This window comes from Microbulbifer celer, from assembly GCF_020991125.1.
GTDB lineage: Bacteria > Pseudomonadota > Gammaproteobacteria > Pseudomonadales > Cellvibrionaceae > Microbulbifer > Microbulbifer celer.
On sequence record NZ_CP087715.1, the window covers coordinates 671,944 to 684,947 of the forward strand.

A 13,004-nucleotide genomic window follows, 5' to 3' on the forward strand; every position below is an offset into this window, starting at 1 on the left:
CTATAAGTAGCGTTGGCGGGGAAAAGATAGGGTAAACGTCCAGGCTTCGTCCCGGAAGAGGGGGAACCTGAACACCTGGACAGATAAACAGGATGTGGATTATGGATGGGGACAGTCGCGGGTTCAATCATGTTTATCGCTGTTTTCTGGGGCTGCTGCGGCCGCTGGACGGTCTCGGGCCGTTGGCGCTGCGATTGTTTCTGGGGCCGATATTTATCCTCGCGGGGCTGAACAAAATTGGCAGTATCAGTGATGTGGCGGCCTGGTTCGGCAATCCGGACTGGGGCCTGGGATTGCCGGCGCCGCTCTGGATGGCCTGGCTCGCGGCGCTGACGGAATTTTTTGGTGGTCTCGCTCTGCTGCTAGGCCTGGGGGTGCGGCTGATGGCGATTCCGCTGATGTTCACTATGGCAGTGGCCGCGGTCGCCGCGCACTGGCAGTACGGCTGGCACGCCCTGCCGGAGCAGACCCTCACCATGCCCTGGGAGTGGCGGGTGGATCTGATCGAGGAGGCGGCGGTCCGCAAGGAAAAAGCGGTCGAGCTGCTGAAGGCCCACGGCAATTACGACTGGCTTACCGAAGCGGGCAATTTCACTGTGCTCAAGAATGGTATCGAGTTCGCCGCGACTTATTTCGTAATGCTAATGGCGCTGCTGTTTGGCGGCGCGGGGCGCTACGTGAGCCTGGACTACTGGATTGCACGCTGGCGCAGGTTGATCTAGTGGTAGGGCTGCTGATCCGCCGGGGGGATACCCGGCGCGTATAGATGATATACTCGCCGATAATTTAACCTCTATCGCCCGGAGCGCGCGTCACGCGTGGCCTGGCGGCCCTCAGCCGGAAGGGCTGTAACCAATGAAGCGAGTAATCTTTTGATAGGCAAGTTTTTCCGACGTTCCTCAGACAAACCCGAGAGCCATTCATCCCAGAAGTCCCCGGGGTCCGAAAAGCGTGAGAAGAACCCCTCCGCCGAGGGCGCCAACAAGTCTGCTGATACCAGGTCTGGAGACGGCGGCAAGACCGGTAATCGCCGTCGCAGCAATCAGCGCCGTCGCGGTGGCAATAATGGCGGTAGCGGTACTGCGCCTGCGCCGAAAAAGCCCCAGCAGCCCTGGAGCCTGGATCAGTTCCAGGTGCCGGAGGCAGAGGGCAAAGTTCGGTTCCACGACCTGAATCTGCCACTGGAACTGATGCATGCCATCGCGGATCTGGGCTTCCAGTACGCCTCGCCCATTCAGGGGCAGTCCCTTCCCCATACTCTCAATGGTCACGATCTGGTGGGCAAGGCGCAGACCGGTACCGGTAAAACCGCTGCGTTTCTGATCACCGTCATTGATGACCTGCTGAAGCACCCCTTTGAGGGCGAGCGTTATGCCGGTGAGGCCCGCTCGCTGATCATCGCGCCCACTCGCGAGCTGGTAATGCAGATCGCCGATGATGCCAAGGGCCTGTGCAAATACACCGACCTGGAAATCCACACCCTGGTCGGCGGTATGGATTACCAGAAACAGCAGAAGGCGTTGAACGAACGCTTTGTGGATATCCTGGTAGCGACACCGGGCCGCCTGCTGGACTTTGTCAGCAATCGCGATTGCTTCCTGGACCAGACGGAAATCCTGGTGATCGATGAAGCGGACCGCATGCTGGATATGGGCTTTATCCCCCAGGTGCGTCGCATCGTGCGTCAGACGCCGCGCAAGACGCACCGCCAGACCATGTTCTTCTCGGCCACTTTCACACCGGAAGTCGACGATCTGGTGGAACAGTGGACACTGGACCCGACGATTGTGGAAATCCAGCCGGAGCGTGTGGCGACGGACTCGGTGACCCAGCATGTGTACCTGGTTTCCGGGGATGAAAAATATCCGCTGCTGTTCAACATCCTCAAACAGGAGGATGTGGAAAGCCTGATCGTGTTCGCCAACCGTCGCGATCAGTGTCGCCGTCTGCACGAAAATCTGCAGGCGCACGGTATCAATGCGGGCCTGTTGTCCGGTGAAGTGGCACAGAACAAACGGGTGCGTACACTGGACGATTTCAAGAGCGGTAAATCCAGGGTGCTGGTAGCCACTGACGTTGCCGGCCGCGGTATTCATATCGACGGTATCAGTCATGTGGTGAACTACACCCTGCCGGAGGAGCCGGAAGATTACGTACACCGTATCGGTCGTACCGGGCGCGCGGGCAAGAGTGGTACCTCGATCAGTTTCGCCTGTGAAGATGATGCGATGCGCCTGGAGCCGATCGAGAAACTACTGGGCAGCAAATTGACCTGCCAGGTGCCACCGGAAGAGCTGCTGGAACAGCCGCCGAAGGTGCATGTAAAGCGCAGCAGTGGCGGTGATCGCGATAACCGGGGTGGCAACCGCGGCGGTGGTCGTCGTGGAGGCGGTGGGCGTTCACGCCGCTGAGTCCTGTTTTTGTTTAGGATTGGTGGCGGCAAAGCACCGGGTATCGGTTTTCAGAACCGCTATAAATACGTCCAGGTAAGCTGCGTCGCAAACGTCCCTGTTTGCGACGCTTCTGAAAACCGATACCCGGTACTTTGCCTTCGCATCGACAGATGTGCTTCGTAAGCAATAAAAAACGCGGGTTTTATCCCGCGTTTTTTGTTTCTTGATACGGATATCTATTGATTCGAGTTTTCAATTCTTTTTGATGCGCCGAGCGGATTCATGCCATTGGGCCCCTTGCCGGGGTCGCCTTCGGTCCAGATTCTTTCTACCCACAGTGCGGTTCCGCCGGCCACCGCTGCCGGCATCACAAAGATGTTCAGGATCGGTACCATTTTCGCCAGCATTACCGCACCGCCAAAGCCGAGCGTAGTGAACTTCTTGCGCATCAGCACACTTTTCAGTTCATCGAAGCTGCGCTGGTGGTTGTCCAGCGGGTAGTCCACGTACTGGATCGCCATGCACCAGGCGCCCCAGAGTGCGCCGAGGATGGCGGGGATAAAAACGGTCCAGCTGGTGAGCAGGGCGATGATGAAGATCACGATGCCCCAGCCGAGAAAGTACATCAGCTTGCGCAGTTCCCTGCCCAGTGTGCGGAATACCATGCTGCCGATGGATTCCGGGGGCGGCGGGTGGCCGGTGAGGAGTTCTTCGACTTTTTCTGCCAGGAAGCCGTTAAACGGCGCGGCGATGATGTTGGTGATGATGCCGAACAGGTAGCCGTAGGCGAGGAAGAATAAGAGTATCACGGCGATGGCGATCAGCCAGGCGAGCCAGTGAAATACACTGGCGGCCCAGTCGGCACCTTTGGCGAGGATGGCGCGCCACCAGGACATGTCGGAAGTGTCGACGGGGGTGTTGGACAGCAGGCTGCCGATATAGCGGCCGAGGTCGTCCAGCTGGCTGATCATCAGTGCACCGAGGGCGATAAACAGCACCAGGTTGATGAGCAGGGGGATGATGATAAACGGGCGCAACTCTTTACGGGTAAGCAGTTGCGCCCCCCGGATCAGTGCGTTGACGCCGTGTGCCGGGTTGGAGGTCATGGCTTACTGGGCTCCGGCTTGTCGCAGTATGTCTGCGTATTCTTTACTTTGCGTATGTTCTTCAATGCGGGCCAGCAGTGTCTGGCCTTCGGGGCTCTGGCTGTTCAGGTCCAGCCCCTGTTGTTTGAACATGCGTACGAAGGTTTCAAAATTCTCTGCTTTCATACCGCGGTAGGCGCGCTCCAGCAGATAGAAATCCCGATTGAATCCTTCCGGCGCGTCACCCACCAGAAATCCAGCGATACGCTCGTCATCGAAGACTTCACCGAGGACTTTTTGTTTGTCTTTTTTCAGGCTCACTTGCTAATTCCTTTCGTAGTCTGTTTTAACTTTTGTACAAGTGCCACTTCTGACCCTACTTGGGTGGTTCGGTGGCGGCGCTGCCGCCGGTATTTGTTTGCGAAACACGTCGTGAACCCATCCATGGGGGCTCTGCAAAAACATCCTGTTTTTGAAGGTTTCGCAAACAGGTCCCGGCCGCACCACCTTCGCATCGGGGTTCTGTGTGTTCTACGCTTTCAATGAGCTGATGCGAAGTACAGTTGTTTGAATTGAAGGCCGAGTGCCGGGGGAAGCTTTTCGAAAGCGTCGGCGACAGGGGCCGAAGGCGCCGTGAATACCTGGAGCGGCCGGGCCACGTCGCCGCCGCAGCGTACAGGGATGTATTCACAGCGGTTTCGAAAAGCTTCACCCGGTGCTCGGCCGCCACTGGGGGTGGCTAGTAGGGGCCCCGAAGTAACGGCGAACCTACTACGCCAGAGGCCTACAACAATGCGTCCAGTTTCTCTTTGAGAATCTTGTTGATCATCTGCGGATTAGCCTGCCCCTTGGAGGCCTTCATGATCTGGCCGACAAAGAAGCCCATCATTTTCGGCCGTTTGTCCGGATCCGCATTGCGGTAGTTTTCTACCTGCTTGTCAGACGCCGCGATCACATCGTCCACCATCTTCTCAATAGCGCCGGTGTCGGTTACCTGCTTCAGCCCCTTGGCCTCGATCACCGCATCCGCATCACCTTCCCCATTCGCCATCGCCTCAAACACCTGCTTGGCGATTTTACTGGAGATCGTGTTGTCCTTGATCCGTGCAATCAAACCCGCCAGGTGTGCAGCAGAAACCGGCGAATCCTCAATGGGTTTTTCCTCGCGATTTAACAGCGCCGCCAACTCACCCATCATCCAGTTCGCCGCCAGTTTCGGCTCGCCGGACTTCGCCGCTACCTGCTCAAAATAGTCCGCGCTGGCGCGTTCCTGGGTCAGCTGATCCGCATCGTAGGCAGACAGGCCGTACTCTTTCTCAAAGCGCGCGCACTTGGCGTCAGGCAGTTCCGGCAACTCGCCGCGTACCTGCTCCACATACTCGTCGGAGAGTACCACCGGCAGCAAGTCCGGGCAGGGGAAGTAACGGTAATCGTTGGCCACTTCCTTGCTGCGCATGGAGCGGGTTTCGTTTTTGTCGGCATCGTACAGACGGGTTTCCTGCACGACCTTGCCGCCGTCCTCGATCAGGTCGATCTGACGCTGGGCTTCCACCTTGATTGCTTTCTCGATAAAGCGGAACGAGTTCAGATTCTTGATCTCCGCGCGCGTACCCAGCTCTTCCTCGCCTTTCAGGCGCACTGAGACGTTGGCATCGCAGCGCAGGGAACCCTGGGACATATCGCCGTCGGAGATGCCCAGATAGGTGACGATGCTGTGGATCTTTTTCAGATACGCCACGGCTTCCGCCGCACTGCGCATATCCGGTTCGGATACGATTTCGATCAGCGGGGTGCCGGCACGGTTGAGGTCGATGCCGGACATGCCGTGACCGGAATCAAACACAGCTTCATGCAGGGACTTGCCCGCATCCTCTTCCAGGTGCGCGTGGTGTAAGCGCACGGTTTTGCTACTGCCGTCTTCCAGGTGAATTTCGATCTGGCCGGCACCGACGATGGGCTTTTCCAACTGAGTGGTCTGGTAGCCCTTGGGCAGGTCCGGATAAAAATAGTTCTTGCGTTCGAACACTGAGCGCTGGCCGATTTCCGCATTCATCGCGAGGCCGAACATGACGGCAAACCGGAAGGCCTCTTCGTTGGGTACCGGTAAAGTGCCCGGCATGGCCAGATCAATGGCGCAGGCCTGGGTGTTCGGCTCGGCACCGAATGCTGTGCTGGCGCCGGAGAAAATTTTAGATTGGGTGGAGAGCTGTACGTGTACTTCCAACCCGATAACGACTTCCCATTCCACGTTGTGTCTCCTTATTCTGCTGCCGGGGCGGTTTGCTGGTGCCAGTCAGTGGCCTGTTGGAACTGGTGCGCCACATTGAGCATGCGCGCTTCGTCCAGGTAGTTGCCAATGATCTGCAGGCCCACGGGCATGCCGCGGGCGAAACCACAGGGAATGGACATGCCGGGCAGGCCGGCCAGGTTGGTGGCGATGGTGTAAATGTCTTCCAGATACATGGCCACCGGATCCGCATTTTTCTCGCCAAGCTTGAACGCGGGGTTGGGCGCGGTGGGGCCCATGATCACGTCCACCTTGTCGAAGGCGTCGACAAAATCCTGTTTGATCAGGCGACGTACCTGCTGGGCCTTGTTGTAGTAAGCGTCGTAGTAGCCGGCGGACAGCGCGTAGCTGCCGACGAGAATGCGGCGCTTCACTTCCTCGCCGAAGCCTTCGCCGCGGGAGCGCATGTACAGGTCGCGCAGATCCGCCGGGTTTTCACAGCGGTAGCCGTAGCGCACGCCGTCAAAGCGGGACAGGTTGGCGGAGGCCTCCGCCGGAGCGATCACGTAATAGGAGGGCACGGCGAGCTTGCTGTGGGGCAGGTTGATTTCCACCAGTTCGGCACCGAGCTTTTCGTACTCTTTCAGCGCTTCCTGAACCCGCTCGCGCACTTGGGTGTCGAGGCCTTCACCCAGGTATTCGGAGGGCACACCGATTTTCAGGCCCTGAATACTGTCGTTGAGGTTGGCGGTGTAGTCCTGCGATGGGCGGTCCAGGCAGGTGGAATCCTTGTTGTCCGGGCTCGCCATCACAGACAGCATCAGCGCGGCGTCTTCCGCGGTACGGGTGATGGGGCCGCCCTGGTCCAGGCTGGAGGCGAACGCGATCATGCCCCAGCGGGACACGCGACCGTAGGTGGGTTTCAGGCCGGTGGTGCCGGTCATGGCCGCGGGCTGGCGGATGGAACCACCGGTATCGGTAGCCGTGGTGCCGGGCACGAGTTGTGCGGCAACGGCTGCTGCGGAGCCGCCGGAGGAGCCGCCGGGAATGCGCTCGATATCCCAGGGGTTTTTCACCGCGCCGTAGAAGCTGGATTCATTGGAGGAGCCCATGGCGAACTCGTCCATATTGGTTTTGCCCAGACTGACAGCGCCTGCCTGCAGGAAGTTGTCCACCACGGTGGCGTCGTAGGGCGGTACGAAGTTGTCGAGCATCTTGGAGCCGCAGCTAGTGCGCACGCCATGGGTACAGAAGATGTCTTTGTGGGCGATGGGCACGCCACACAGGGCGGGGGCGTTGCCCTCTGCCAGGCGCGCGTCGGCGGCGGCGGCCTGCTCGAGGGCCTGTTCGCCGGTGACGGTGATGAAGCTGTTGTAGTGGCCGTCCAGCTGCTGGATACGCTCCAGCAGATGGCTGGTGATCTCGACGCTGGAGAACTGCCTGTCGCGCAGGCCGCGGATGATCTCGGCGATGGTCAGTTGATGCATTGGGATATCCGGTTTCTTGTCTATTCTGTTATCGCACCTGTTTAGCGCTCTGGCGCAGCTTAGTGCTCTGGCGCTGCATGGGGCGGCGAGTCAGTCGAAGTCCAGTAAATGGTTGTCTGGTTAATCGATGACCTTTTAATCGATGACCTTGGGTACCAGGTAGAGTCCCGCTTCGGTCTGCGGTGCCAGGGCGAGGAATTCCTCGCGACGGTTGGGTTCGGTCACCCGGTCGGCGCGCAGTACCTGGATCTCGTCCATGGGGTGGGCCATGGGCTCGACGCCTTCGGTGTTGACGGATTGCAGCTGGTCTACCAGTTGCAGTACGTCACCCAGACGGCTGCTGACTTCGTCTATGGTTTCTTCGGAAATGGCGATGCGGGCCAGTTCGGCCAGCTTTTCTACGGTTTGCGCGTCCACGGCCATGGGGATAGAGACTCCAGCTTCTCATTGGCTATTTAACGGCCGCGCCTTGACGGGCGCGGCGCGGGTGGAAATTGAAGGGCGCAAATTTAGCATATCTGCGGGAGAATCTCCCGAGTTGGGTTGAAGGGCGAGGAGAATACCCCGATGTCCTGGTAGCGGCTTTGGTGGCGGTGCCGCTACCGGGTGTAACCTTGCGAGACACGCCGTGAACCCATCCATGGGGGCTCTTCTAAAACGTCCCTGTTTTAGAAGGTCTCACAAGGTTACACCCGGTATCGGCACCTTCGCGTCGGCTTTGGTTAGTATTCTGGGGCTTTATCAGGTGGACGGGCAGCAATATGCTCAACATTCCACCTTGCCCTGAACCCCCGCCGTTGTTAGAGTTTGCCGATTCTGGCCACAGTCTTACCGAGTCTGGCCATACCCTCAGCAATCGGCGTTCGCCACGGGCGCTGATGAGCGGGCGAAAACGCTGCCCGGAACACAGAATTATTTGCGCGGACTAACTACCCTGTAGCGCTTTCCAGCCGGGAGCGTTGCGAAACAATCAGTCAGCGCTCAGCGGCACCTGATTTCAGGCACGGGTGTTGTATTTCAGATTAAGGTAACCGAATTCCATGTTTAAACGTTTGCGGGGCATGTTCTCCAGTGATCTTTCCATTGACCTGGGTACTGCCAATACGCTGATCTACGTGCGCGATCGCGGCGTAGTTCTCGATGAGCCCTCTGTGGTCGCCATTCGTCACTACAACGGCACCAAGATTGTGGAAGCCGTCGGTGTGGAGGCCAAGCGTATGCTGGGCCGTACACCGGGCAACATCACTGCCATCCGACCGATGAAGGACGGCGTTATTGCCGATTTCCAGGTGACGGAAAAAATGCTCCAGCACTTTATCAAGAAGGTGCATGAGAACAGTTGGATGCGGCCGAGCCCGCGGGTGCTGGTGTGTGTGCCCTGCCAGTCTACCGAGGTGGAGCGCCGTGCGATTCGCGAGTCCGCCCTCGGCGCCGGTGCACGCGAGGTGTGGCTGATTGAGGAACCCATGGCGGCGGCTATTGGTGCCGGCATCAAGGTGGAAGAAGCCAGTGGTTCCATGGTGGTGGATATCGGCGGTGGTACGACCGAGATCGCCATTATCTCCCTGAACGGGGTGGTGTACTCCGATTCTGTCCGTATAGGCGGCGACCGCTTTGACGAGGCCATCGTCAATTATGTGCGCCGCAATTACGGTAGCGTGATCGGTGATGCTACTGCCGAGCGCATCAAGGAAGAGATCGGCTGTGCCTATGCCGGTAGTGAGGTGCGCGAGATCGACGTGCGCGGCCGCAATCTGGCGGAAGGGGTGCCGCGCAGCTTTACCCTGAATAGTGACGAAATCCTCGAGGCGCTGCAGGAGCCGCTGTCCGGCATCGTGCAGGCGGTTAAAAGCGCCCTCGAGCAATCTCCCCCCGAACTGGCTTCCGATATTGCCGAACGGGGCATGGTGCTGACCGGTGGTGGTGCACTGCTGCGGGATCTGGATCGCCTGCTGATGGAGGAGTCCGGCCTGCCGGTGATCGTTGCCGACGATCCTCTGACCTGTGTTGCCCGCGGTGGTGGCAAGGCGCTGGATATGATGGACAAGAGCCGTCTGTATCTGGTGTCCAACTGATCGCACACCTGTGGATAAAGTGGACGGGTCGCTGCGGCGGCCCGTTTCGCATAATTAAAACGAAATCTGACCTGTTAATGGGAGCTGCCCATTAAACCGCTATTCACCCGAGGCCCGTCGCCGGAATCCCGCATCATCGTGCTGGGGTTGGCCGCGGCTGCGCTGATTGTCATCAGTATCTATACCGATTGGCTGGACCCGGTTCGCGAGCGGGTAGCCAGCCTGGCGGCCCCTTTCTACTGGATTACCGATACCCCATCCCGCGTGGGGGACTGGGCCGGCGAGCAGTTGCGCACGCGCGAAGAGCTGCTGGAAGAGAACGGTCGACTCAAGCGCCAGGTGTTGCTTCTGGAGCAACAGGCGCAGCAGCTGGCATCGGCGAAGGCCGAGAACACCCAGCTCAAGGAGTTGATGAATTCCGCCGAGAGTGTCGATGAGCGGGTGTTGGTGGCCCAGGTCATCGGCGTTTCCCCGGATCCCCTGGAGCATGTCCTGATTATTGATAAAGGTCGCAATGACGGGGTCCGTCAGGGCACCGCGATCATGGATGCCAGCGGGCTGCTGGGGCAGGTGATCGAGGCCGGCGGTTCCTCCAGTCGGGTATTGTTGATCACCGACGCCAATCACGCGCTGCCGGTTCAGGTGCTGCGCAACAGTGTGCGCGCGGTGGCGGAGGGTACTGGCGACCTGTATCGCCTGAAACTGCGCCACCTGGCCAATACCAGTGATATCCGCGAGGGTGATCTGTTGTTGAGCTCCGGTCTCGGCGGGCGCTTCCCGGCGGGTTACCCCGTGGGCGAGGTTATTGCGGTTCAGCGGGATCCCGGGCGCGCGTTTGCCGAAGTGGATGTCCAGCCACGGGGACGGATGAACCGCAGCCGCTTCGTGCTGGCCGTCATCGGTCAGGAATAATCGTGATGGGCGCTCACAACCGCTGGTTCATTCTGCTTACTTTCGTCATCGCCCTTCTGCTGGCGGTGATGCCGCTGCCGCAAGAGTGGCTGTGGTTCAGGCCCTCCTTCTGTGCGTTGCTGGTCATTTTCTGGACCACACGCATGCCTCAGGAACTTGGGGTCGGGTTTGCCTGGTTGGTTGGGCTGACGGAAGATGTCGTCACCGGCGCCACGCTGGGCGCCCACGCACTGGCCCTGAGTGTTCTGGCCTATTTCAGCCTGCTGACTTACCAGCGGACCCGGGCATTCAATCCCGGTCAGCAGCTGATGTGGGTGTTTGTTTTGGTCGGTATCAACCAGTTACTCGGTAACTGGGTGCACAGTCTGGCCGGCAGGCCGGTGCCGGGGCTGGTTTTCCTGTGGCCGGCTCTGACCACTGCGCTGTTGTGGCCTCTGGTGACGCCGTGGCTGCAGCGGATGACCTACCGGTTACAGGTGCGCTGAGACTCAGCAAGTGATCCATCCGGTCATATCGCCGGTTATTTTTGAAGTGCCGGGTGTAAAGCCGTGTAAATCCCCTGCAAAGGGCGATCAAATTTCAGCCGATGCCGCTATAATCAGCCCTCTGAAACCTCTGATAACACAACAATATAAGTAGTGCCTGTGCCTGAAACTGTCTCTCGCAATCGTCTGCTCCTTGCGTCCGCCTCGCCCCGGCGCGCCCAGCTATTGATCCAGATCGGCGTTCCCTTTTCATCGGCTGCCACCAATGTGGAAGAGGTGCGCGGTATTGGTGAATCCCCCACAGATTATGGTCAGCGTTTGGCGGAGGAGAAGGCGCGTGCGGGGCTCGCGATTGCCGATGGAGAGCCCGGATTGTGGGCGCTGGGTGCCGACACACTGGGGGTGGTCGATGGGGAGATCCTGGAGAAACCGCGGGATTTCACCGATTTTTCCCGCATGATGCGTCTGTTGTCAGGCAGAGAGCACTCTGTGCTGACCGCGATCTGCCTGTGTAGTGCCGGTGAGGTACACCGTCGCCTGGTGGAGACCCGGGTGCGTTTTCGTCGTCTCGACCGGCGCCTGATCGAATCCTACTGGGAAACCGGTGAGCCTCTGGACAAGGCCGGTGGCTATGGCATTCAGGGGATGGGCGCGCTGTTGGTTGAATCCATCAGTGGTAGCTATAGCAATGTGGTGGGGTTGCCTGTGGAAACCCTGGCACCGCTGCTGGAACAGGTGGGTATTGCCTACTGGCAGTTTGATAAACGCGCGTCATCCTCCATGCCACCACGTACACCACCCCACACCCCATCCCGTGCGCTTTAGACAGGAGGTCCGGCCGTGAGTGAAGAATTACTGATCAATGTGGCGCCCATGGAAACCCGCGTCGCGCTGGTTGAAAACGGCGTGCTGCAGGAAGTGTACCTGGAGCGCAGCGCGCGTCGGGGCATTGTCGGCAACATCTACAAGGGCAAGGTAGTGCGGGTGTTGCCGGGCATGCAGGCGGCGTTTGTGGATATCGGTCTCGAACGCGCCGGATTCATTCACGCCTCCGATATCGCCCCCCTGGACGACGAGGGCATGGAATCCCGTGACGGTGAGGTCGCGGATATCCGCGCTCTGGTGCGCGAAGGCCAATCGTTGGTGGTACAGGTGGTCAAAGACCCCATCAGTAGCAAGGGCGCGCGACTGACCACCCATCTCTCTGTTTCTGCACGCTATCTGGTGTATATGCCCCAGACCCGTCACGTGGGTATATCCAACCGAATCGAAGATGAGTCAGAGCGCGAGCGATTGCGCGAGCTGGTGGATGTGGCATCGGCGCGCCTCAAGGAAGAGGGCCACACCGGCAACGGCGGTTTTATCCTGCGCACCGTGGCCGAAGGCGTGAGTGAAGAGGAGCTGTTGCGGGATATTCCCTTTCTGTACAAGCTCTGGAACGAACTCGAGCAGCGCATCAAATCTGAGAAAGAACCCGCGATCATCTACGAAGATCTGCCGCTGTTTATGCGCGCACTGCGGGATCTGGCGCGCCCGCATACCGAGAAAATCCGTATTGACTCCCGCGAGGCCCACGCCCGCGCGGCAAAATTCTCCGGTAAATACGCTCCGGAAATCGCCGGGCGCATCGAACACTATCCGGGGGAGCGGCCACTGTTCGACCTGTATGGGGTCGAAGAGGAGATCCGCAAGGCGCTGGAGAACAAGGTCACGCTCAAATCCGGCGGTTACCTGATTGTGGAGCAGACCGAGGCCATGAGCACCATCGATGTGAACACCGGTGCGTTTGTCGGCCACCGCAATCTTGAAGAAACCATTTTCAAGACCAACCTGGAGGCTGCGACCGCCATTGCCCGGCAGCTGCGGCTGCGCAATCTGGGTGGCATCATCATTATCGATTTTATCGATATGCAGGATGCCGAGCATCAGCGTCAGGTGTTGCGCACACTGGAAAAATCACTCGAACGGGATCACGCCAAAAGCAGTATTACCGGTGTGTCCGAGTTGGGGCTGGTAGAAATGACACGCAAGCGCACCCGGGAATCCCTGGGGCAGGTATTGTGTGAGGCGTGCCCCGTGTGTGAGGGGCGCGGTACGCTCAAGACCCCGGAAACTGTGTGCTACGAGATTTTCCGCGAAATTATCCGCGAAGCGCGGGCCTACGACAGCGACAAGATCATGGTGCTGGCAGGGCAAGTGGTGATCGATCTGCTGTTGGATGAAGAGTCCGCCAATGTAGCGGACCTGGAAGAGTTTATTGCCCGACCGATCCAGTTTCAGGTGGAACCCATTTATAACCAGGAGCAGTACGACATTGTACTGGTGTAAACCTTTACACGC

Annotated in this window: 12 protein-coding genes; 7 read left to right on the top strand and 5 right to left on the bottom strand. The window is 59.0% G+C overall.

Features of this window, described 5'->3' with window-relative positions; translation table 11 throughout:
- The first annotated feature begins 101 nt into the window (after positions 1–101).
- Together LPW13_RS02580 and rhlB are read left to right on the top strand one after the other, a co-directional pair.
- Positions 102–722 carry an HvfX family Cu-binding RiPP maturation protein gene (locus LPW13_RS02580; protein ID WP_230437889.1) on the top strand — a complete coding sequence of 207 codons (621 nt, stop codon included), beginning with the start codon at positions 102–104 and terminating at the stop codon, positions 720–722.
- Positions 723–872: 150 nt separating this feature from the next.
- Positions 873–2,411 carry an ATP-dependent RNA helicase RhlB gene (gene rhlB / locus LPW13_RS02585; protein WP_230437890.1) on the top strand — a complete coding sequence of 513 codons (1,539 nt, stop codon included), beginning with the start codon at positions 873–875 and terminating at the stop codon, positions 2,409–2,411.
- A gap of 218 nt (positions 2,412–2,629) precedes the next feature.
- Here the strand turns inward: rhlB and cysZ are convergent, their stop codons facing one another.
- From cysZ to gatC, 5 genes are all read right to left on the bottom strand, one after another.
- The gene (cysZ, locus tag LPW13_RS02590; protein ID WP_230437891.1) at positions 2,630–3,499 is read right to left on the bottom strand and encodes a sulfate transporter CysZ; all 870 of its coding nucleotides are present in this window, start codon (positions 3,497–3,499) and stop codon (positions 2,630–2,632) included.
- A 3-nt stretch (positions 3,500–3,502) separates the two neighbouring features.
- On the bottom strand, positions 3,503–3,799 hold the full coding sequence (locus LPW13_RS02595; RefSeq protein WP_230437892.1) for a PA4642 family protein: 297 nt from the start codon (positions 3,797–3,799) through the stop codon (positions 3,503–3,505).
- Positions 3,800–4,262: 463 nt separating this feature from the next.
- Positions 4,263–5,726 carry an Asp-tRNA(Asn)/Glu-tRNA(Gln) amidotransferase subunit GatB gene (gene gatB / locus LPW13_RS02600; protein WP_230437893.1) on the bottom strand — a complete coding sequence of 488 codons (1,464 nt, stop codon included), beginning with the start codon at positions 5,724–5,726 and terminating at the stop codon, positions 4,263–4,265.
- 11 nt (positions 5,727–5,737) lie between these two features.
- Positions 5,738–7,192, bottom strand: a complete 1,455-nt coding sequence (gene gatA, locus LPW13_RS02605) for an Asp-tRNA(Asn)/Glu-tRNA(Gln) amidotransferase subunit GatA (RefSeq protein WP_230437894.1) — start codon at positions 7,190–7,192, stop codon at positions 5,738–5,740.
- Between the two features lie 135 nt (positions 7,193–7,327).
- Positions 7,328–7,615: an Asp-tRNA(Asn)/Glu-tRNA(Gln) amidotransferase subunit GatC gene (gatC, locus tag LPW13_RS02610; RefSeq protein ID WP_230437895.1), complete on the bottom strand. Its 288-nt coding sequence runs from the start codon at positions 7,613–7,615 to the stop codon at positions 7,328–7,330.
- A gap of 617 nt (positions 7,616–8,232) precedes the next feature.
- Here gatC and LPW13_RS02615 point away from each other — a divergent pair.
- The 5 genes from LPW13_RS02615 to rng all read left to right on the top strand — a co-directional run bounded on the left by LPW13_RS02615 (position 8,233) and on the right by rng (position 12,992).
- Positions 8,233–9,267 (top strand): rod shape-determining protein, encoded by a 1,035-nt coding sequence (locus LPW13_RS02615; RefSeq protein WP_230437896.1) that lies wholly within the window; start codon positions 8,233–8,235, stop codon positions 9,265–9,267.
- A 90-nt stretch (positions 9,268–9,357) separates the two neighbouring features.
- Positions 9,358–10,179, top strand: coding sequence for a rod shape-determining protein MreC (gene mreC / locus LPW13_RS02620; RefSeq protein ID WP_407942013.1), 822 nt, complete (start codon positions 9,358–9,360; stop codon positions 10,177–10,179).
- A 5-nt stretch (positions 10,180–10,184) separates the two neighbouring features.
- A complete protein-coding gene (mreD, locus tag LPW13_RS02625) occupies positions 10,185–10,664 on the top strand; it encodes a rod shape-determining protein MreD (RefSeq protein ID WP_230437898.1) in 480 nt (159 codons plus the stop codon).
- A 159-nt stretch (positions 10,665–10,823) separates the two neighbouring features.
- Entirely contained in the window at positions 10,824–11,489 is a 666-nt protein-coding gene (locus tag LPW13_RS02630; RefSeq protein WP_230437899.1) for a Maf family protein, read from the top strand.
- A 15-nt stretch (positions 11,490–11,504) separates the two neighbouring features.
- Complete coding sequence (gene rng / locus LPW13_RS02635; RefSeq protein WP_230437900.1) at positions 11,505–12,992, top strand: ribonuclease G; 1,488 nt, start codon at positions 11,505–11,507, stop codon at positions 12,990–12,992.
- Positions 12,993–13,004: the final 12 nt, after the last annotated feature.

What these genes read in the sequence shown, in the direction of transcription:
- LPW13_RS02580 (WP_230437889.1), top strand. Translation starts at nt 102, where the DNA reads ATGGATGGGGACAGTCGCGGGTTCAATCATGTTTATCGCTGTTTTCTG.
- cysZ (WP_230437891.1), bottom strand. Translation starts at nt 3,499, where the DNA reads ATGACCTCCAACCCGGCACACGGCGTCAACGCACTGATCCGGGGGGCG.
- LPW13_RS02615 (WP_230437896.1), top strand. Translation starts at nt 8,233, where the DNA reads ATGTTTAAACGTTTGCGGGGCATGTTCTCCAGTGATCTTTCCATTGAC.
- gatC (WP_230437895.1), bottom strand. Translation starts at nt 7,615, where the DNA reads ATGGCCGTGGACGCGCAAACCGTAGAAAAGCTGGCCGAACTGGCCCGC.
- mreD (WP_230437898.1), top strand. Translation starts at nt 10,185, where the DNA reads ATGGGCGCTCACAACCGCTGGTTCATTCTGCTTACTTTCGTCATCGCC.
- gatA (WP_230437894.1), bottom strand. Translation starts at nt 7,192, where the DNA reads ATGCATCAACTGACCATCGCCGAGATCATCCGCGGCCTGCGCGACAGG.